The following is an 18,570-nucleotide window of genomic DNA, read 5'->3' as shown; positions in this document are numbered from 1 at the left end:
GTGAATCCTGTCGGCGAAATCGTGCTGAGCGGCAACCTGCTGCTCGCGATGCCGATCGCGCTGGCCGCGGGCTTTCTCGCGTTCGCGTCCCCGTGCGTCCTGCCGCTCGTGCCCGGCTATCTCGCCTACGTCGGGGGCTTCACGCGCCCCGTCGAAAACCGGCGAGAACGCAGCCGGCTGCTGCTCGGCGTGAGCCTGTTCATCCTCGGGTTCAGCGTCGTCTTTGTCGCATTCTCGATCGTGTTCGCGACCGCGGGCCTCCTGCTGCAGTCGCGCCTCGACCTGATTACCCGCATCGCCGGCGTCGTCGTGATCCTCATGGGTCTTGTCTTCATTGGCCAGGTGTCGTTCCTTCAGCGCACGGTGCGGCCAAGAATGACGGCGGCCGCGGGGCTCGGCGGGGCTCCCGTGCTCGGCATCGTCTTCGGCCTCGGCTGGGTGCCCTGCATCGGGCCGACCCTCATTGCCGTGAGCGCGCTCGTCATCAACGAGGGCGACATTGGCCGCGCGGCCCTCATCGGCCTGCTGTACTGCCTCGGCCTCGGTGTGCCGTTCCTGCTGCTCGCCTTCGGGTTCCGCTGGGCGACCGGCGCGGCGGACTGGCTGAAGCGCAACGTGCGCGTCATCAACCTCATCGGGGGAGGCTTGCTCATCGCCATCGGCGTCGCCATGGTGACGGGCCTGTGGTCCCTCTTCGTCTCGAGCCTGGGATCGGTGATCGGTGGAACCGTTACGCCCCTCTGACTACGACGACGGTAGCGCCCCCACGGGCACCGCCGAGCGCCCCGACCGCGCGAGCGGCGACGGGCCCACGCAGCCGCGGCTCGGCGTCGTCGGGTGGGGCCGTTTTCTGTGGCGTCAGCTCACCAGCATGCGCACGGCGCTCGTGCTGCTGCTGTTGCTCGCGGTCGCCGCCATCCCGGGGTCGCTCGTTCCGCAGCGCTCGTCGAACCCGAACGGCGTCGTGCAGTTCCGTCGCGACGACCCCGAGCTGTTCGAGATTCTTGACGCCCTGCAGCTGTTCGACACGTTCACGTCGGTGTGGTTCAGCGCCATCTACCTGCTGCTCTTCGTCTCGCTGATCGGCTGCATCATTCCCCGCACGGCGCACCACTGGAAGGCGCTGCGCTCGCGCCCGCCGAAGACGCCGGCGCGCCTCAATCGCCTGGTCGGCTATCGCGAGGCGGATGCTCCCGGTTCCGTCGAGGATGCTCTCGCGGCCGGCGAGGCGGTGCTGCGCCGTCAGCGCTTCCGCGTCGAGCGCTACGGAAACTCGCTGTCGGCCGAGCGCGGTTACCTGCGCGAGACGGGCAACCTCGTGTTCCACGCCGCGCTGATCGGCGTGCTCGGCACCGTGGGTCTCGCCGGTGGTTTCGGGTACAACGGCCAGAAGGTCATCGTCGAGGGTCAAACCTTCGTCAACCAGTTGACCACCTACGACTCGTTCTCGGCGAGCCGCTTCTTCAGCGACGCTCGCCTTGACCCGTTCTCGATGCGACTGGACGAGTTTGACGCGGTCTTCGAGGCGGCACTGGATGAGACCCGGGGCACGCTCATCGCGCAGCCGCTCGACTACACCGCGTCGGTGACCATCACCGAGGCGGATGGCGAGAGCGTTCAGCGCGACATCAAGGTCAACGCTCCCATCGACATCGCCGGCGTGCGCGCGTACCTGCTCGGCAACGGCTTCGCCCCGGTGATCACGGTGCGCAATGCGGACGGCGATGTCGTCTTCGACGAGTCGGTGGCGTTCCTTCCGCAGGACAGCAACCTCACGAGCCTCGGCATCATCAAGCTGCCCGATGGTTTGCCCGACCAGGTTGGCATGATCGGCTTCTTCTACCCGTCGGCGATCCAGCTCGACAGCGGAGCCCTGGCGAGCATTTGGCCGCAGCCCGACAACCCCGTGGTCACCCTGAACCTGTTCGTCGGCGACCTCGGCCTCGACGATGGCGTGCCCCGCAACGCCTACGCGCTCGATGTCGACGATCTCGAGCAGTTGACGGGCGGCGAGACGGGCAACGACTCGATCATCCTGGGTCTCGGGCAGAGCGCCGAGCTGCCGAACGGCTGGGGCACGGTCGAGTTCACCGCGCTGCCGCGCTTCGTCTCGATTGACTTCCACCATGACCCGACGCAGGCGGGGGTGCTCATCTCGAGCGTGCTGGCTATCGCCGGACTCATCGTGAGCCTGTTCGTGCCGCGTCGACGCATGTGGATCGCCGCGGAGCAGGGGGCAGACGGCCAGGGCGTGCGCCTGCGGTACGCCGGGCTCGCGCACGGGGACGACCCGAATCTCGATGACGCGGTCGACCGCCTCGCCACCGAGCACCTTAGCGGTCTCGGCGGAGCACTCAGCCCCGTCGACGAGCGCGCTCTCGCCCCGGCATCGTCCCAGTAACCGCGAATTACCATGGAGTCGTGATGGAAAACCTCGCCAGCCTGTCGCTCGTCGCCGTCTATTCGGCCATGGGCGTCTACACCCTCGCCTTCATCGCCTTCACGCTCGACCTCGCGAGGCGCTCGGCCGAGGCCCCCGTGCCGGCTGCCGCCCGCGTGGCCGCCCGCGCCACCCAGACCTCGTCGGTCGCCGCGGGTTCCGGCGGAACCGCCGTTCTCGATCGTGAGGATGCTCTGCTCCCCGAGGCGAGGGACGGCTCGCGCGGCGGGGCCACCGTCTACCAGCGCGTCGCCTTCGCTCTCGCGATCATCGGGTGGGTTCTCCACCTCGCTGCCACGCTGACGCGCGGCCTGGCGGCCGACCGCGTGCCGTGGGCGAACATGTTCGAGTTCGGCCTGACGGCGACCGTCGTCGGCATGGGAACGTTCCTCGGCGTGCAGTTGTGGAAAGACGTGCGCTACCTCGGCGCCTACATGACCGGCTTCACCGTGCTCTCGCTCGGCATCGTCACCGTCAACTTCTACGTCGACGTCGTACCGACACACCCGGCACTCCAGTCGGCCTGGCTTGTCATCCACGTGCTCGTTGCCGTGCTGGCGACTGCCTTCTTCGCGATGGGTGCGGGGCTTTCGGTCATGCAGCTGCTGCGTCACCAGCGCGAGGTGCGGAAGTCCGCGGGCCTGAGGTTCCTCGACACCCTGCCCGGCGCATCCACGCTCGAATCGCTCGCGTACCGCATCAACGTCGTCGGCTTCGTGTTCTGGACCTTCACCCTCGTCGCCGGTGCCATCTGGGCCGAGCGTGCGTGGGGACGATACTGGGGCTGGGACACGAAGGAAGTCTGGACCTTCATCATCTGGGTGCTGTTCGCGGGCTACATTCACGCCCGGGCAACGCGCGGCTGGCGTGGCAACCGCTCGGCGTGGCTGGCGATCATCGGCTTCAGCTCGGTGATCTTCAACTACACGATCGTGAACCTCTACTTCGAGGGCCTGCACAGCTACAGCGGCCTCTAGGTCGCACCGACGGCGAGCAGCTCGCGGCACCGGGCGATGCGGGCGCGCCACCATGCGGCGCGGCCGTCGGGAGCGGCGAGGCGGGCAAGAGCATCCTCGTCGATGTCGATGGGCGCGACCGGAATCGTGCCGTCCGTCGGAATGAGCGGCGTGCGCGTGACGTCGCTCAGCAGCAGCGCCGCGGTGCCGAGCCCGCAGTCGAACGGCAGCTCGGGTAGGCGGGCCGCCAGGGCGGCGCCCATCGCGAGGCCGACGCTCGTGTCGAGGGCGCTCGAGACGACGGCCGGCAGCCCCGCCTCGGCCACGATCGCGAGGGCGCGGTCGATACCGCCGAGCGGCGCCGCCTTGATCACGACGAGGTCGACCGCCTCGGCACGGGCCACGGCGATCGGGTCGCTCGCCTTGCGCACGCTCTCGTCGGCGGCGATGGGCACGTCGATGCGGCGGATGCGGCGGCGCAGCTCGGCGAGCTCGGCGACGCTCGCGCAGGGCTGCTCGACGTACTCGAGGTCGAAATGCTCCAGTTCGCGGATCGCGTGCTCGGCCTCGTCGACGTTCCAGGCACCGTTCGCGTCGAGGCGGATCCGACCCGCGGGGCCCAGCAGCCGACGCGTCTCGCGCACCCGGTCGATGTCGTCGGCGAGCGTCTGCCCGCGCTCGGCAACCTTGATCTTCACGGTGCGGCACTCGCCGAACCGGCTGAGCACGGCCGGGACGCGGTCGAGCGGTACCGCAGGCAGGGTCGCGTTCACGGGAATCCGCTCGCGCAGAGCGGGGGCCGACGGCGATGACCAGCCGGTCGCGATCGCGGCGGCGAGCCACGTGGCGGCCTCCGCGTCGTCGTACTCGACGAAGGGGCTGAACTCGGCCCAGCCCTGAGGTCCGCGAAGCAGCACCGCCTCGCGGTGGTCGAGCCCGCGGAACCGCGTCGCGAGCGGGATACGCACGACGTGGGCGTCGGCGAGAAGGGCGTCGACCGTCGGGAGCTCGTGCCCGTCATCCCGCGTCGGTGCGTCCATCTGCTCAGTCTGGCACTCGGGTGGCGGTCGTAGGCTTGCGGCATGGCCGACGCTGCGCAGGTATCTGAGACGTTCGACCCGTCGCGCTGGGTGGTCGCGCCCGGCTTCGACGACCTGACCGACCTGACGTACCACCACGACACGTCCGGACGTATCGCCCGCGTCGCGTTCGACCGGCCCGAGGTGCGCAACGCCTTCCGCCCGCACACGGTCGACGAGCTGTACCGGGCACTCGACGATGCGCGGCAGAACCCCCGCATCGGCGTCGTGCTGCTGACCGGCAACGGCCCGAGCCCGAAGGACGGCGGGTGGGCCTTCTGTTCCGGTGGTGACCAGCGCATCCGCGGGCGGGCCGGCTATCAGTACGCCGAGGGGGAGACGGCCGACACGGTCGACACCGCGCGCGCCAGCAGGCTGCACATCCTCGAGGTGCAGCGGCTGATCCGCTTCATGCCGAAGGTCGTCATCGCGCTCGTCCCCGGCTGGGCCGCCGGCGGCGGACACTCGTTGCACGTCGTGTGCGACATGACGATCGCGAGCCGCGAGCACGCCCGCTTCAAGCAGACCGACGCCGACGTCGGATCCTTCGACGCCGGCTACGGCAGCGCGTACCTGGCCAAGCAGGTCGGCCAGAAGGTGGCGCGCGAGATCTTCTTCCTCGCTCGTGAGTACGACGCCGAGCGGGCGTACGAGATGGGCACCGTCAACGCCGTCGTGCCGCACGCCGAGCTGGAGGCCGTCGGGCTCGAGTGGGCAGAGACGATCCTCACCAAGTCGCCGACGGCGATCCGCATGCTGAAGTACGCGATGAACCTCACCGACGACGGGCTCGTCGGCCAGCAGCTGTTCGCGGGGGAGGCGACGCGGCTGGCGTACGGCACCGACGAGGCGGTCGAGGGGCGCGACTCGTTCCTTGAGAAGCGAGCGCCTGACTGGTCGCCGTTCCCCTGGCAGTACTGACGCGCATCCCCAGCCGCCCGCGAGCGACCGACCAGCGGCGCGCGCTAGCGTGACCGTGTGACTCGCCCGCTCGCCGTCGTCGACTCGGCCGACCCACTCGCCTGCCTTGCGGCCCTGCGCCACGCGCTCGCGGGCGACGGGCCCGCCGTGCTGTTCCGCGGCGGCGGGGTGAACCCCGTGCACACGGCCCCGCTCGAGGTCGAACAGCGCATCGCGCTCGTGGTTGAGACGAGCGGCACGACGGGCCGCCCGAAGCGCGTCGCGCTCAGCGCCGACGCCGTGCTCGCGAGCGCCGCCGCGTCGACCGGCGCGCTCGGCGAACCCGGTCAGTGGATGCTCGCCCTCCCCGTCCACTACATCGCCGGCAGCAACGTGCTCGCCCGCTCGCTGGCCTCCGGGGTCGACCCCGTGCCGATCGCGCCGGGCCGAATGGGCGCGGCTGACGTGCTCACCGCCATCGGCCGCTTCACCGAGAAGCACCGCTACACGGCGCTCGTTCCCGCGCAGCTCAGTCGGCTGCTCGACGAGGCCGACGAGAACGCCGAGGTGGCGGCGGCGCTCGCCGGATTCGACCGCATCCTGGTCGGCGGCCAGGCCACCCCCGCGGCGCTCATCGACCGGGCCCGCGCGCACGGATGGGCGATCACGCGCACGTACGGCTCGAGCGAGACCTGCGGCGGCGTCGTCTACGACGGAGTGCCGATCGGCCAGACCGAGGTGCGCATCGCCGACGGCCGGGTCGAGCTCGGCGGGCCGACCCTCGCCGAGTACTACCTCGGCGACCCCGAGCGCACGGCCGACGCCTTCGTTGAACATGACCAGCAGCGCTGGTACCGCACCGACGACGCTGGCGAGGTCGTCGACGGCGTGCTGCGCGTCACGGGCCGCATCGACGACGTGATCGTCTCCGGTGGCGTGAAGGTGCGTCTCGCCGCGGTGGAGCGCCTGGTGCGGGAACAGCCGGGCCTCGCCGACGCGGTCGTTGTCGCCGGTCACCACGTCGAGTGGGGCGAGGTGCCGGTGGTCGTCACGGCGGCGCGCCCCGATCGGGATGCACTCCGTCGCGTCGTCGGCGCAGCGCTCGGCCCCGAGGCTCGCCCCGACCGCATCGTCACGGTCGGCGCCCTGCCGCTGCTGCCGAGCGGCAAGCCCGACCGGCTGGCGGCGGCGCGCCTCGTGGCGGGGGCGGGCGCCGGTTCGTCCGGCTCCTAGAATCGGCCCGTGGCGAAGAGCACCCCGAAGAAGCGCGCGGCGAAGGCAGTCTCCCGGAACTCGGCGGCGTCGACGCGCCGGAAGACCGACCCCTCGCGCAGCGGCAACCCCGCGGCGGTGCGCCCGGCGACGGCCCGCGACTGGGTCGGCGGTGCGCGCCCGCGCACGCTGACCCTGGCGCTCGCCCCGGTCATCCTGGGCTCGGCGGTCGCGCACTGGTTTTCTGCCTTCGATCCGGTGTTGGCGGGCCTGGCGCTCGCCGTCGCCGTGTTTTTGCAGGTCGGCGTGAATTACGCCAACGACTACAGCGACGGGGTGCGCGGCACCGACGCGGTGCGCGTCGGCCCGAGCCGGCTCACCGGATCCGGCGCGGCGAAGCCCCGCACGGCACTGACCGTCGCGCTCGTGTTCTTTGGCCTCGCGGCGGTCGCCGGCCTCGCGATCGTCGTGCTCACCCAGCTGTGGTGGCTGATCGCCGTGGGTGCCGTCGCGATCGTCGCCGCCTGGTTCTACACGGGCGGGACGCGCCCGTACGGCTACGCGGGCCTCGGCGAGCTGGTCGCGTTCCTGTTCTTCGGGCCGGTCGCGGTTGTCGGCACCACGTTCATCCAGACCGGTACCGCCCCGCTCGAGTCGTGGATCGCCGGCGTGCAGCTAGGCCTGTTCGCGGCCGCGATTCTGCTCGTCAACAACATCCGCGACATCGACCAGGATGCCCAGGTCGGCAAGCGCACGTTGGCGGTGCGTTTCGGGTCGGTGCGCTCCCGCATCGTGTTCGTCGTGCTGCTGGCGCTGCCCTTCGCGGGGCTGGCGTGGTTCCTCATCCTGTTCCCGGCGGCCCCACTGGCGTTCTTCACGCTGCTGATCACGATGCCGGTGAGCCTCATCGTGGTGACGGCGCGCACCCCGCGGGAGTTGATCCTCGCCCTGCAGTTGACGAGCCTCGCGGCGCTCGTGTTCGCGGCAGCACTCGGCGCGGCGATCGCGTTCTAGGCCGCAGCGCTCACTCAGCGGGGCGTTTCGGCGGGGCCCGCACCGGGCGTCTCACCGTCGAGCAGCGCATCCTCTTTGGCCGTGTCGTCGTCGACCTCACCTCGGTTCGCGCGGGCGCGCCGCTCGGCGATGTCACTCGCGACGGCCGCGCGCAGCTTCGCGAAGAAAATGTAGGAGGTCGCCAGCGAGATGAGCGCGGCCGCGAGCGCGGCAATCATGTAGTGCGCGAACCCGGCAATGCCCATTGATTGCAGGGGCAGCCGCAAGAAGACCGCGAGGAGCGCGAACAGGGCGGCGAAGATGCCGAAGCGAAGCAGGCTGTAGACGATCCAGGGGCGCACGCGACTAGTCTACGGACGCGCCCCCGAGCATCCACCGGGCGCCGAGGGCGCACTCACGATGCATCCAGCGCTCGTGCGTACACTCCAGAGCATGGTCAGGTTCATCATCATCGGCGGTGTGGTCGCGGTCGCGTTCACTATCTACGCGCTCGTCGATGTGCTGATGACGGAGCGGTCGCGTGTGCGCGGTGTGGCGAAGCCCGCGTGGGCGCTGATCACGGTGTTGCTGCCGGTGATCGGTGGCGTGCTGTGGCTCACGATCGGCAAGGCGAAGCGCGGCCCGCGACGCATGGCCCCACCCACGGCGCCCGATGACGACCCCACGTTCCTGAGCTCGCTCAGTGCGGAGGAGATACAGCGCCGCGCCGAGCAGGACGAGCGTCTGCGCCGCCTCGAGCAAGAGCTGGCCGACCTGGAGGCGGAGGACGACGACGATGACGACGACACCCCCCGCGCCGGAACAGCCAGCTAAGGCCCCCGCCAGCCCGGCCGCAGACGCGGCCGTGGCGCTCCTTCACGGGATGCACGCCCTCGGCCTCGAGCATGTGGTCGTGAGCCCCGGGTCGCGCTCTCAGGCGCTCGCGCTCGCCGCCGCGGCGCTGGATCGCGCCGGGCTCATCACCGTGCACGTGCGCATCGACGAGCGGGTGGCGGGCTTCACCGCCCTCGGCCTCGCCGTCGAGACCGGCAGGCCGGTCGCCGTGATCTGCACCTCGGGCACGGCGGTCGCGAACCTGCACCCCGCCGTCCTGGAGGCGCACCATTCCGGCGTGCCCCTCATCCTGCTGACGGCCGACCGGCCGGCCGAGCTGCGCGGCATCGGCGCCAACCAGACGACAAACCAGGTCGGCATCTTCGGCGACATGGTCGCCGCCGACTGGGACATTCCCGCCCCGACCGGTGCCCCCGGAGAACTCGACGAGGTGCGCGACCTCGCCGAGCTGGCCCTGCGCGCGGCCGCCGACGGCCCCGTGCACCTGAACCTCGCGTACCGCGAGCCGCTGAGCGGAAGCGAGCCGAGCATCCCCGAGACTGTGGCGACCCTCGGCGACGATGACGTCGACGGGGATGCTCACCCGCTCTGGCGGCGCACCCTCGGCCCCGAGGTGGTCGATCTCGAACCCGACGACGCGACCATCGTCGTCGCCGGGCACGGCGCCGGCCCCCGCGCCGAGGAGCTCGCCGTGGCGCTCGGCGCCCCGCTCATCGCCGAGGTCTCGAGCGGTGCCCGCTTCGGCCGGCACGCCGTTGTCGCCTACCGCGAGGTGTTGCGCGGCCCGCACGGCGAGGCGGTAGGACGCGCCGTCGTGCTCGGCCACCCGACGCTGAGCCGCGAGGTTCCGCAGTTGCTCGAACGCGACGACGTCGAGGTGATCGTCGTGCGCGCACCCGGCGCCGACGCCTACAACCCCGGCCACCGCGCCCGCGTCGTCGACGACGTGCGGGTCATCGGGAAGCCCGACCCGCAGGCGGTGCGCCGCTGGGTGGGCGGCTGGGTCGCGATGAGCCGCGCCGTGCTCGAGTCGACGGCGCCCGACGACCCGGCGCCCGACCTCGAGCAGTCCGCCTCGACCGACATGAGCGTGCGCCTCGCCTTCGCGAAGGCGGAGGCCGCGATTCTGCGCCAACGCGTCGACCGGCGGATGCTCGCGAAAGCCGTGTGGGCATCCACCTGGCCGCATGACCGCCTCGTCATCGCCGCGTCGCGCCTCATTCGCGAGGCCGACCGGCTGGTGCCGGGCAAGAACATTCGCGTTCACGCGAACCGCGGCCTCGCCGGCATCGACGGCACGATCGCGACGGCGACGGGCATCGCCCTCGCCGCCCGCGACGCCGCGCCCCAGACCGGCACGACCCGCGTGCTGCTGGGCGACCTCGCGCTCATCCACGACGCCGGCGCCCTGCTCGTGCCCCTCCCCGAGGGGGTACGCGTGCACCTGTTCGTCGGCAACGACCGCGGCGGCACGATCTTCGACCAGCTCGAGGTGGCCGCGACCGCGAACCCCGACGACTACGAGCGCGTCATGCGCACCCCCCACGCGATCGACATCGCCGCACTCGCGGCGGCCGGCGGCTGGGCCTACCGGAAGGCCGCCACCCGCGCCGATCTCGACGACGCCCTCACCGCCCCCGAGCCCCTGCTCGTCGTCGAGGTGCCCTTCGACGATGAGTGAGGCCGTAAGCACGCTCTTCGACGCAGCCCGCTTTGCCTAAGCCGCGACGCGAGCCCGGCTCCGCCCGCAGTCGCCGACGACGCTGTAATCTCCTTGCTGAGCGAAAGTCGACAGACGATCAATGAAGTTGTCCATACCGATTCGAAGTGCGGGCCAATGACGAAACTCCTTGCAGGCACTGCGGTGCTCTTCGGCTTATCGGTCTTGGGCTACACGATGGTCGTGGTTGTCACCGGCATTTTCCGGGCGAACGGCATGGACTTCTGGCCAGGCACTAGTGCTGACAACAACTGGCCGGCAGCCGTGGGATACGCGTCTCTCGCCGCCATGCCGCTCACCGCGGCGCTGTGCGTGCTGCTGCTGATCAGCATCGGCATCCGGGCCGCACTTCGTCATCGGCACGACCAGGACCGTGACGACCGCGCGCCCGCGGGCCGCGGCTAGAGCGGCGCCGTCGCCGCCCACCCAATGGCGGCGAGCAACGCAATAAGCGAGGCCGTCGCGACCTGATTGCGCACGTAGACGCGGTCATCGCTGCGGCGGAGCAGGTCAACCTCGTTCCACTCGATCGCGCTCGCGATGGCGATTGCGATCACGCCGAGCAGCGGAAGCGTAGCGGCGATGACCCCGAGGCCGAGCCCGGACATGGCGAACCCCACGCTCGCCGCTTCCAATGTCGTTCCCGACAGACCGGTCACTGATCCGGAGCCTGTGATTCCGAGCGCCTGACGGTATCGCACGACACGGGCGATATCGGTCGATGACAGCTTCCGCCTGCTCGCGTGCGAGGCGAGGAGAGCCGAGTGCAAGAGCTGTTCATTCACCGACACGGTCAGTTGCTCGGCCGTGACGGGCCTAAACGCGGCGAGCATCACGATGGTTTCCTCGCCATCAGCAAGGGCGGAATCGATCGACAAGAAGCCAACGCGAAGGTTCCAGCCTCGCATCCGTGGCCGCAAGCTCTCTAACAGCAGCTGCTCCCCCCGATGATCGCCATCTGTTCCCGAGGGAGCTTCACGGGCGGAAGCGACCGTAGAGATCGAGGGTGGAGGCGCGGGCCTGAGCGGCCCGGGCGGAAGCTTCACTATCCGATTTGCAGCCGACGCGCAATCTTCTCGCCTCGTTGCGCCCAGTCCGGACCCGCAAATCGTTGACGATGGCGCGACCCTTCTCACGACGACCACCCTCCTCGACGGAGATGTTGCGACCTACGAACTCGAGCTATCCGAGGACGTGCAAGGTGCAACGATTCGTGGCGCCACTGACACCACAACTGTTCTGCTCACCGGTGAACACGGCCAGCTTGTGGGCGGCGTTGTCGATGGCGGTTCGACTGATGCAGAAGGCAACCCAGTGGCGACCGAGATCGTCATCGATGGCACAACGATCACCCAGATGGTGGCTCCGGGTCAGTCACCGACTTACCCTGTGTATGCGGTCGCCGCCGCAAGTACGGTTTGGTACTCCTGGGTTAACGTCGTCACAAATCTTCCGCGTGGGTACAGAGTAGACGCGAATCCTACGGCGGCCGGCCGCAAGCAGATTGCCTGGAACCTGCACTCGCCTCACGTGGACCACGTGCGTGCTCACCTTACTTCACAGGGAAAGATCGGATTTTGGAACTGGAACATTGAGCAACAATTCGTATGTCACGTCGTGGGTGCATACTTCCCGCCTGGGGTCTACAACATGGAGTCATGGCAACCAGCGCTTTCATGGCAGTCGATCGCAAACCCCTGGGACCGCTGCAACAGAATCAAGTAGGCACGAGATGAAAAAGCTACTAGTTGGATGTTTGGGAATTCTTGGTTTGTCGGTGTTGACATTCGCCATCGTAGCGGGCCTCACCAGCATCTATCGAGCAAACGGCACTGAATTTTGGCCGGGAACAGACACTGACACAAACTGGCCAGCAATAGTGGGATTTGCTTCCCTAAATGTAATGGCGGTTAGCGGCGGCCTCAGTGTGCTGTTGCTGATCGTCATCGGTATCCGCGCGGCACTTCGTACCCGGCACCATAAGACCTAAGCCACCGTCTCGTACTGCGTGGGCGAGAAGCGCATGTACCTCGCCCACGTTGCGGGTTGCGTTTTCCCGGCGCCAAGAGGAGCGTGCCGCCGACAACGCCCTCGACGCGAGCCACCCGGCCGCGTAGCGTCGCACGCATGATCGAACTGCTGCGCGCCGACGCCCTGACCCGCCTCGCCGACCGCGACCCGAACGCGACGCCCGGCTTCGACGGTGACAAGGCTGCGGGGCAGGAGGCACTCGCGGCCGGCGTTGACCACCTCAGCAATCTGCAAGAGCGCCTGTTCGCGGCCAGCACCGCGGGCGAGCGACGCCGCGTGCTGCTCGTGTTGCAGGGCATGGACTCGGCCGGCAAGGGCGGCATCGTGCGCCACGTCGTCGGCTCCGTCGACCCGCAGGGCGTGCACCTCGCCACCTTCAAGAAGCCGACCGAGAAGGAGCTCAGCCACCACTTTCTCTGGCGCATCGAGCGTGAGTTGCCACCCGTCGGCCGCATCGGGGTCTTCGACCGCTCGCACTACGAAGACGTGCTGATCGGGCGGGTGCGCGAGCTCGCGCCGGCCGCCGAGATCGAGCAGCGCTACGACGACATCGTCGAGTTCGAGCGACGCCTCGAGCGCACGGGCATCAGCGTCGTGAAGGTCATGCTGCACATCTCGGCCGACGAGCAGAAGGCGCGGCTCACCGAGCGCCTCGAGCGCCCCGACAAGCACTGGAAGTACACGACCAACGACATCGCCGAACGGATGCTGTGGGACGACTACCAGCGTGCCTACGAGCTTGCGATCCAGCGCACCTCGACCGAGGAGGCGCCCTGGTACGTCATCCCGGGCAACCGCAAGTGGTACGCCCGCCTCGCCGTGCAGGCGCTGCTCACCGACGCGCTCGAACGCATCGACCCGCAGTGGCCGATAGCGAGCTACGACGTCGACGCCGAAAAGCAGCGGCTCGCCGCGACCTGAGGCCCGTGCTACCGCAGCGCGTCGGCGATGGGCCGGAACTTCATCCGCGTCTCCGCGAGCTCGGCGACGGGGTCGGAGTCGATGACGATGCCGGCGCCGGCGTGCGCCACGAGCATCCCGTCGTCATCGATGCGCGCGCAGCGCAGCGCGATGACCCACTCGCCGTCGCCGTCCTGGTCGATCCAGCCGACGGGGCCGGCGTAGCGGCCGCGGTCGAACGGCTCGAGTTCGGCGATCAGGGCGAGCGCCGCGTCCGTGGGAGAGCCCGCGACGGCGGCCGTCGGGTGCAGGGCCGCGACCAGGTCGAGCCCGCTCGAGTCTTCGGCGAGCTCGAGCTCGACGTCGGTCGCGAGGTGCCACAGGTTCGGCAGCTTCAGCGTGAACGGAGCCTCACTCGCGGTCACCGCCGTCACGTGCGGGCGCACGGCCTTCAGTACGCTCTGCACGGCGAACTCGTGCTCGTCGAGGTCCTTCTGACTCGTCGCGAGCTGGGTGGCGGCCGCAGCGTCCTCGGCGGCGTCGGCCCCGCGGGCGGTCGAGCCCGCCAGCACGCGCGCGCTCGCCTCGCGGGCGTGCACGCTCACGAGCGTCTCCGGGCTCGCGCCGATCAGCCCGTCGACGGCGAAGGCGAGCGTGTCGGGGTAGGCCTCGGCAAGCTCCGTCACGATGGCGCGGCGGTCGGCATCGGCCGGGATGCTCGCGGTCGCGTCCCGCGCGATCACCACCTTCTCGACGTCGCCGGCCCGAATGCGCTCGATCGCGCGGCCGACCGTCGCCACGAAGTCGTCGCGGCTGAGGGTTGCGGCGGCGAGGGTGGCCCGGGGGCGCTCGCCGATCGGTGTCTCGGCCGGAAGGCGCCCAGCGCCCGGCACTGGCTCGGCGTCGGCCGACTGCTCGCCCGTGCCGGTCACCGAGATGCGCGTCACCCACGCCACCCCATCGCGCCGTCCGACGATCGTCTCGGGTACCACGAGAACGCTCGCCGCGCCCGAGTCGTCGGCGAACGCGAAGCTGCCGAACGCGACGAGCCCCGAGCCCGCGCGGTGCACCGGGTCAGCCACCTCGGCGGCGTCAGCGAGCGTGCGCCAGGTGCGGGCAGCATCCGCGAATCTGCTCGCCCCACGGAACTCGCCGCGCCACACCTCGCCGATGCCGACGATCCCGTCGCCGCGGCGCAGCGCGACCAGGGGATGCGCGGGGTCGGCAAACCCCATCAACGGTCCGTCGAGTGCAACCACCGTCGTCACGGCCCGCAGACGCACCGCGGGAGGGGGGCTCGACGTCACCCTCCGAGGCTACTCCGCACACCGGGGCTCCCCAGGCCGCTCACGGCGAACCTCGGGCGAGCACTCACTAGACTCGGGCTGTGACGAAGGCCGATTTGAGCAAGCAGCCGAGCGCCGTCGCCGCCATGTTCGACGACGTGGCGCCGCGCTACGACCGGGCAAACGCGGTGCTCTCCGTCGGCAATTCGGCCCTCTGGCGCATCGCCACGGTGCGTGCCGTCGACCCGCAACCGGGCGAGCGCATCCTCGACATCGCCGCCGGCACCGGCACCAGTTCTGCCGCCTTCGCGAAGACCGGCGCGACCGTCGTCGGCGTCGACTTCTCGGAGGGCATGGTCGCCGAGGGGCGCCGCCGCCACCCGCAGCTCGAGTTCGTCGTCGGCGACGCCGAGCAGTTGCCCTTCGGTGACGACGAGTTCGACGCCGTCACCATCAGCTTCGGGTTGCGCAACGTGCAGCACCCGCAGAAGGCGCTCGCCGAGATGTATCGGGTGACGAAGCCAGGCGGTCGCATCGTCATCACCGAGTTCTCGCGCCCGCCCATCGGCGTGCTGCGCGCCGGCTACCACGCCTACCTGAAGCACGTGATGCCGCACATCGCGAAGGTCGCCAGCTCCAACGCCGACGCCTACGAGTACCTGTTCGAGTCGATCGCCGACTGGCCCGACCAGGCCACCCTCTGCCAGTGGATGCGCGCGGCCGGCTTCACGCGCGTCGCCTACCGCAACCTCACCGCCGGCGTCGTCGCCATGCACCGCGGCCGCAAGCCGCTCGACGCGGCGATCCGTGCATCCGTGGCCAAGCGCCGCCGCGCGCGTTCCTCCTCGTCCTCGGCCGCCGCCGAGTGACCCCGACCACTTTCAACGATCGGCCGACCGTGACACCGAGTACCCCGCTCGCACGCCGCAGCAAGACGCTCTCGGCGTCGCTCGGCCTCGGCGAAAAGCTGTTCGCGTCCAGTGAAGAGCGCCGCTTCGCCGACGCCATCGAGCAGGGGCTTGAGAAGGTGGAAGCTGGCCTGCTGCGCGAGGTCAGCTTCGCCGACGACATGGCCGACGTCACCTCGCGCTATCTGCTGGAGGCCGGCGGCAAGCGCATCCGCCCCGTGCTGACGCTGCTCACCGCGCAGCTCGGCGACGGTGCCATCGACGACGTGATCACCGCCGCCCAGGCCATCGAGATCACCCACCTCGCGTCGCTGTACCACGACGACGTCATGGACGAGGCCGAGATGCGCCGGGGCGTGCCGAGCGCGCAGAGCGTGTGGGGCAACTCGGTGGCGATCCTCACCGGCGACCTGCTGTTCGCCCGGGCGTCGAAGCTCGTCGCGAGCCTCGGCGAGCGCTCCATCAAGCTGCAGGCCGACACCTTCGAGCGGCTGTGCCTCGGCCAGCTGCACGAGACCCTCGGCCCGCGGCCCGACGACGACGCCGTCGAGCACTACCTGCAGGTGCTCGCCGACAAGACCGGCTCGCTCATCGCCGCGGCCGCTCAGATGGGCGTCATCTTCTCGAACGCGTGCGACGAGTACGTCGAGCCTGTCGTCGCCTTCGGCGAGAAGATCGGCGTCGCCTTCCAGCTGGTCGACGACGTGATCGACCTCTCCGAGCCCGACGCCGACACCGGTAAGCCGCAGGGCACCGACCTGCGCTCCGGCGTCGCCACCTTGCCGCTGCTCTATCTGCGCCGCGAGGCGATGACCGACGCCGACGCGGCGGCGCTGCTGTTGCGCATCGAGCAGAGCGTCAACGGTGCCGACGACGAGTCCGACCCGGTGCGCGAGGCAGAGTTCGCCGCCGCCGTCGCTGAACTGCGCGCGCACCCCGTCACCGAGCGCACCTACGACGAGGCGCGCCGCTGGGCGTCCGACGCGGTCGCCGCACTCGACACCCTGCCCGCCGGGCCGGTGAAGAAGGCGCTGACGAAGTTCGCCGAGGCCGTCGTCGATCGCAGCCGGTAGAGTCAGCCGCATTTTGCCCACCGATCAGTTGAAGGAACCCCCTCGAGCATGAGCAAGCTGCGTCTCGCCATCGTCGGAGCCGGACCCGCCGGCATTTACGCCGCCGACATCCTGCTGAAGCACGAGCGCTCGTTTGAGGTGTCGATCGATCTGTTCGACCGCCTGCCCGCGCCCTACGGCCTGGTGCGTTACGGCGTCGCGCCCGACCACCCGCGCATCAAGGGCATCATCAACGCTCTGCGCGAGGTGCTCGATTCGGGTGACATCCGCGTCTTCGGCAACGTCAACTACGGCACCGATATCACGCTCGACGACCTGAAGCGCCACTACAACGCGGTCATCTTCGCGACCGGCGCGATCAAGGATGCTGATCTCACCATCCCGGGGATCGACCTGGATGGCTCGTACGGCGCCGCCGACTTCGTCAGCTGGTACGACGGGCACCCGGATGTTCCGCGCGAGTGGCCGCTGGAGGCCCGCTCGGTTGCGGTCATTGGCAATGGGAACGTCGCGTTGGATGTGGCGCGCATCTTGGCGAAGCACCCGCAGGACCTGCTGCCGACGGAGATCCCCGACAACGTGCACGCGGGTCTCGAGGCATCGCCGGTGACGGACGTGCATGTGTTTGGTCGCCGAGGTCCCATGCAGGTGAAGTTCACGCCGCTCGAGTTGCGCGAGCTGGGCGAGCTGAACGATGTCGACATGATCGTGTACGACGAGGACTTCGACTACGACGATGCGTCGCGGGCGGCGATCCAGTCGAACAAGCAGCTGTTTGTGATCGACAAGGTGTTTTCGCAGTGGCGGGCGCGCGAGACCGGTTCTGCGTCTCGGCGTCTGCACCTGCACTTCTACGCGAAGCCGGTGGAGGTGCTCGGCTCGGATGGCCGGGTGTCGGCGTTCCGGTACGAGCGCACCCGCCCGGACGGTGCCGGTGGCGTGGTGGGTACGGGCGAGTTCCGCGAGGTTCCGGTGCAGGCGGTGTACCGCGCGGTGGGCTACTTCGGCTCGCCGTTGGATGGGATTCCGTACGACGAGCGCCACGGTCTGATTCCGAATCACGAGGGTCAGGTGTTGGCTGACGATAACGCGGTGATGCCGGGTGTGTACGCCACCGGGTGGATCAAGCGTGGCCCGGTCGGCCTGATCGGTCACACGAAGTCGGACGCGATGGAGACGATCAAGCACCTGGTGAAGGATCAGGGCTCGTGGTGGCAGCCGGCCGAGCCGGACGAGCAGGCGGTGCTGGATCTGCTGCAGTCGCGAGGCGTGCTCTTCACGGACCTCGAGGGCTGGCACCGCCTGGACGCGCACGAGCGCGAGTTGGGTGATGCCCGGGGTCGCGAGCGCATCAAGGTCGTGCCGCGCGACGAGATGGTGCGCATCAGCCGCGACTGAGTCTGGCGAGTTCGTCGCGCCGGGCGGCCGCACAGGTCGCTGCCTGACGGTGTGCGAGCTCGAGCGGCACCGCCCAGGCGTTTTCTGCGGCGTCATCGGCGTCGTGCCAGTGGATGACGGGGGCCGCGAATGCCGCGGCTTGTGAGTGTCCGTGCGCGTGCGCGTGCCGGTGGCGCGGGTGCCGATGGTCGTGCATTGCGATGTGGATTGTGTCTCCGATTGGCTCGCCCGCGTACCACCGGATGGCGCTGATGCATGCGAGCGGTCCGCCTGCTTTCCACGCGCGGCGGACGTCGTCAGGTAGCTCGGGCACGCAATACCAGCCGTGGCGCAGGCGCTCTGGGCGACCCCAGTAGCCGTAGGCGATGCGGAGTTCGTCGTCCGTCCATCCCGCCTGCAGCAGGTCGGATCGTCTGACAATCCCACCTCTGTGGCGGATGAACGCGTCGAACCCGTCGAAGCCACCCGCGTAGCGCGGATTCCATCCCGCGCTCGCCCGCGCGTCTCGCTCCCGTGACATGGATGCAGTGTGCCGAGAGGCGCCGGCTCGCCCTGCCCGCCTTGGCCAACCCGGGGACTGCCGTGCCGAGGTGCTCCGCGGGAGGAGCGACCGGTGACCCACCCCCGTGAACTTGCCTACCCCCTCCAGCACCTTCCAAAGACGCGGAAACCTGAACCGACTCCCCGTCCGACCCCTTCCAAAATCTCGGGAACGCGAAACGCATTTCATTCCGCGCTTCCGAAACGGCGGAGATGCGAAGGCGTCTCCGTACCGGGATGGTGATGGAGATTCGTTCTACCGCGTCTTTGGAAGGCGGT

General features: G+C 69.5%; 19 protein-coding genes. 14 read left to right on the top strand and 5 right to left on the bottom strand.

Annotated features, from left to right (window positions below):
- The 3 genes from CPY97_RS12760 to ccsB are packed head-to-tail and all read left to right on the top strand — an operon-like array spanning position 1 to position 3,417.
- Positions 1 to 744, top strand: a complete 744-nt coding sequence (locus CPY97_RS12760; RefSeq protein WP_096423704.1) for a cytochrome c biogenesis CcdA family protein — start codon at positions 1 to 3, stop codon at positions 742 to 744.
- Positions 722 to 2,401, top strand: a complete 1,680-nt coding sequence (gene resB / locus CPY97_RS12755) for a cytochrome c biogenesis protein ResB (protein WP_231923957.1) — start codon at positions 722 to 724, stop codon at positions 2,399 to 2,401. Before CPY97_RS12760 ends, resB begins: the two co-directional genes overlap by 23 nt.
- 23 nt (positions 2,402 to 2,424) lie before the next feature.
- The gene (gene ccsB / locus CPY97_RS12750) at positions 2,425 to 3,417 is read left to right on the top strand and encodes a c-type cytochrome biogenesis protein CcsB (RefSeq protein WP_231924102.1); all 993 of its coding nucleotides are present in this window, start codon (positions 2,425 to 2,427) and stop codon (positions 3,415 to 3,417) included.
- Here the strand turns inward: ccsB and CPY97_RS12745 are convergent.
- Entirely contained in the window at positions 3,414 to 4,436 is a 1,023-nt protein-coding gene (locus tag CPY97_RS12745) for an o-succinylbenzoate synthase (RefSeq protein WP_096423152.1), read from the bottom strand. The genes ccsB and CPY97_RS12745 overlap by 4 nt on opposite strands.
- A gap of 42 nt (positions 4,437 to 4,478) precedes the next feature.
- Here CPY97_RS12745 and CPY97_RS12740 point away from each other — a divergent pair, with 42 nt between their 5' ends.
- Genes CPY97_RS12740 through CPY97_RS12730 form a run of 3 tightly spaced genes read left to right on the top strand, consistent with a single transcriptional unit; the run spans position 4,479 to position 7,601 of the window.
- Positions 4,479 to 5,396 (top strand): 1,4-dihydroxy-2-naphthoyl-CoA synthase, encoded by a 918-nt coding sequence (locus tag CPY97_RS12740; RefSeq protein ID WP_096423151.1) that lies wholly within the window; start codon positions 4,479 to 4,481, stop codon positions 5,394 to 5,396.
- 57 nt (positions 5,397 to 5,453) lie between these two features.
- The gene (locus CPY97_RS12735; protein WP_096423150.1) at positions 5,454 to 6,608 is read left to right on the top strand and encodes an AMP-binding protein; all 1,155 of its coding nucleotides are present in this window, start codon (positions 5,454 to 5,456) and stop codon (positions 6,606 to 6,608) included.
- Positions 6,609 to 6,617: 9 nt separating this feature from the next.
- Positions 6,618 to 7,601 carry a 1,4-dihydroxy-2-naphthoate polyprenyltransferase gene (locus CPY97_RS12730; protein ID WP_096423149.1) on the top strand — a complete coding sequence of 328 codons (984 nt, stop codon included), beginning with the start codon at positions 6,618 to 6,620 and terminating at the stop codon, positions 7,599 to 7,601.
- 14 nt (positions 7,602 to 7,615) lie between these two features.
- On the opposite strand, the gene CPY97_RS12725 is transcribed toward CPY97_RS12730, so the two are convergent.
- Entirely contained in the window at positions 7,616 to 7,942 is a 327-nt protein-coding gene (locus CPY97_RS12725) for a DUF4229 domain-containing protein (protein WP_096423148.1), read from the bottom strand.
- A gap of 91 nt (positions 7,943 to 8,033) precedes the next feature.
- Here CPY97_RS12725 and CPY97_RS12720 point away from each other — a divergent pair, with 91 nt between their 5' ends.
- The 3 genes from CPY97_RS12720 (at position 8,034) to CPY97_RS12710 (ending at position 10,560) form a co-directional block, all read left to right on the top strand.
- Entirely contained in the window at positions 8,034 to 8,414 is a 381-nt protein-coding gene (locus CPY97_RS12720) for a PLD nuclease N-terminal domain-containing protein (protein ID WP_096423147.1), read from the top strand.
- Positions 8,377 to 10,116 (top strand): 2-succinyl-5-enolpyruvyl-6-hydroxy-3-cyclohexene-1-carboxylic-acid synthase, encoded by a 1,740-nt coding sequence (gene menD / locus CPY97_RS12715; protein ID WP_096423146.1) that lies wholly within the window; start codon positions 8,377 to 8,379, stop codon positions 10,114 to 10,116. Before CPY97_RS12720 ends, menD begins: the two co-directional genes overlap by 38 nt.
- 156 nt (positions 10,117 to 10,272) lie before the next feature.
- The gene (locus CPY97_RS12710; RefSeq protein WP_096423145.1) at positions 10,273 to 10,560 is read left to right on the top strand and encodes a hypothetical protein; all 288 of its coding nucleotides are present in this window, start codon (positions 10,273 to 10,275) and stop codon (positions 10,558 to 10,560) included.
- Here the strand turns inward: CPY97_RS12710 and CPY97_RS12705 are convergent.
- Positions 10,557 to 11,033 carry a hypothetical protein gene (locus CPY97_RS12705; RefSeq protein WP_150129274.1) on the bottom strand — a complete coding sequence of 159 codons (477 nt, stop codon included), beginning with the start codon at positions 11,031 to 11,033 and terminating at the stop codon, positions 10,557 to 10,559. The genes CPY97_RS12710 and CPY97_RS12705 overlap by 4 nt on opposite strands.
- A gap of 316 nt (positions 11,034 to 11,349) precedes the next feature.
- Between CPY97_RS12705 and CPY97_RS13335 the strand changes: the two genes are divergently transcribed.
- Complete coding sequence (locus tag CPY97_RS13335; protein WP_150129273.1) at positions 11,350 to 11,880, top strand: hypothetical protein; 531 nt, start codon at positions 11,350 to 11,352, stop codon at positions 11,878 to 11,880.
- A 402-nt stretch (positions 11,881 to 12,282) separates the two neighbouring features.
- A complete protein-coding gene (locus CPY97_RS12700) occupies positions 12,283 to 13,107 on the top strand; it encodes a PPK2 family polyphosphate kinase (protein WP_096423143.1) in 825 nt (274 codons plus the stop codon).
- 8 nt (positions 13,108 to 13,115) lie between these two features.
- On the opposite strand, the gene CPY97_RS12695 is transcribed toward CPY97_RS12700, so the two are convergent.
- Positions 13,116 to 14,321, bottom strand: a complete 1,206-nt coding sequence (locus tag CPY97_RS12695; RefSeq protein WP_096423698.1) for an isochorismate synthase — start codon at positions 14,319 to 14,321, stop codon at positions 13,116 to 13,118.
- Positions 14,322 to 14,473: 152 nt separating this feature from the next.
- Here CPY97_RS12695 and CPY97_RS12690 point away from each other — a divergent pair, with 152 nt between their 5' ends.
- Genes CPY97_RS12690 through CPY97_RS12680 form a run of 3 tightly spaced genes read left to right on the top strand, consistent with a single transcriptional unit; the run spans position 14,474 to position 17,751 of the window.
- A complete protein-coding gene (locus CPY97_RS12690) occupies positions 14,474 to 15,241 on the top strand; it encodes a demethylmenaquinone methyltransferase (RefSeq protein WP_096423142.1) in 768 nt (255 codons plus the stop codon).
- A 29-nt stretch (positions 15,242 to 15,270) separates the two neighbouring features.
- Positions 15,271 to 16,353, top strand: coding sequence for a polyprenyl synthetase family protein (locus CPY97_RS12685; RefSeq protein ID WP_096423141.1), 1,083 nt, complete (start codon positions 15,271 to 15,273; stop codon positions 16,351 to 16,353).
- Between the two features lie 48 nt (positions 16,354 to 16,401).
- On the top strand, positions 16,402 to 17,751 hold the full coding sequence (locus CPY97_RS12680; protein ID WP_096423140.1) for an FAD-dependent oxidoreductase: 1,350 nt from the start codon (positions 16,402 to 16,404) through the stop codon (positions 17,749 to 17,751).
- On the opposite strand, the gene CPY97_RS12675 is transcribed toward CPY97_RS12680, so the two are convergent.
- Positions 17,738 to 18,271 carry a hypothetical protein gene (locus CPY97_RS12675; RefSeq protein WP_096423139.1) on the bottom strand — a complete coding sequence of 178 codons (534 nt, stop codon included), beginning with the start codon at positions 18,269 to 18,271 and terminating at the stop codon, positions 17,738 to 17,740. The two genes, CPY97_RS12680 and CPY97_RS12675, sit on opposite strands and share 14 nt — an antisense overlap.
- Positions 18,272 to 18,570: the final 299 nt, after the last annotated feature.

This window comes from Microcella alkaliphila (assembly GCF_002355395.1).
GTDB classification, from domain to species: Bacteria; Actinomycetota; Actinomycetes; order Actinomycetales; family Microbacteriaceae; genus Microcella; species Microcella alkaliphila_A.
Note: the sequence above shows the minus strand (reverse complement) of the source record. Positions and strands in the feature narration are given on the sequence as shown.

Excerpts from the sequence above, each read along its gene's own strand:
- ccsB (WP_231924102.1), top strand. The coding sequence starts at position 2,425 with ATGGAAAACCTCGCCAGCCTGTCGCTCGTCGCCGTCTATTCGGCCATG.
- CPY97_RS12745 (WP_096423152.1), bottom strand. The coding sequence starts at position 4,436 with ATGGACGCACCGACGCGGGATGACGGGCACGAGCTCCCGACGGTCGAC.
- CPY97_RS12740 (WP_096423151.1), top strand. The coding sequence starts at position 4,479 with ATGGCCGACGCTGCGCAGGTATCTGAGACGTTCGACCCGTCGCGCTGG.
- CPY97_RS12720 (WP_096423147.1), top strand. The coding sequence starts at position 8,034 with ATGGTCAGGTTCATCATCATCGGCGGTGTGGTCGCGGTCGCGTTCACT.
- menD (WP_096423146.1), top strand. The coding sequence starts at position 8,377 with ATGACGACGACACCCCCCGCGCCGGAACAGCCAGCTAAGGCCCCCGCC.
- CPY97_RS12710 (WP_096423145.1), top strand. The coding sequence starts at position 10,273 with ATGACGAAACTCCTTGCAGGCACTGCGGTGCTCTTCGGCTTATCGGTC.
- CPY97_RS12700 (WP_096423143.1), top strand. The coding sequence starts at position 12,283 with ATGATCGAACTGCTGCGCGCCGACGCCCTGACCCGCCTCGCCGACCGC.
- CPY97_RS12695 (WP_096423698.1), bottom strand. The coding sequence starts at position 14,321 with ATGGGGTTTGCCGACCCCGCGCATCCCCTGGTCGCGCTGCGCCGCGGC.
- CPY97_RS12680 (WP_096423140.1), top strand. The coding sequence starts at position 16,402 with ATGAGCAAGCTGCGTCTCGCCATCGTCGGAGCCGGACCCGCCGGCATT.
- CPY97_RS12675 (WP_096423139.1), bottom strand. The coding sequence starts at position 18,271 with ATGTCACGGGAGCGAGACGCGCGGGCGAGCGCGGGATGGAATCCGCGC.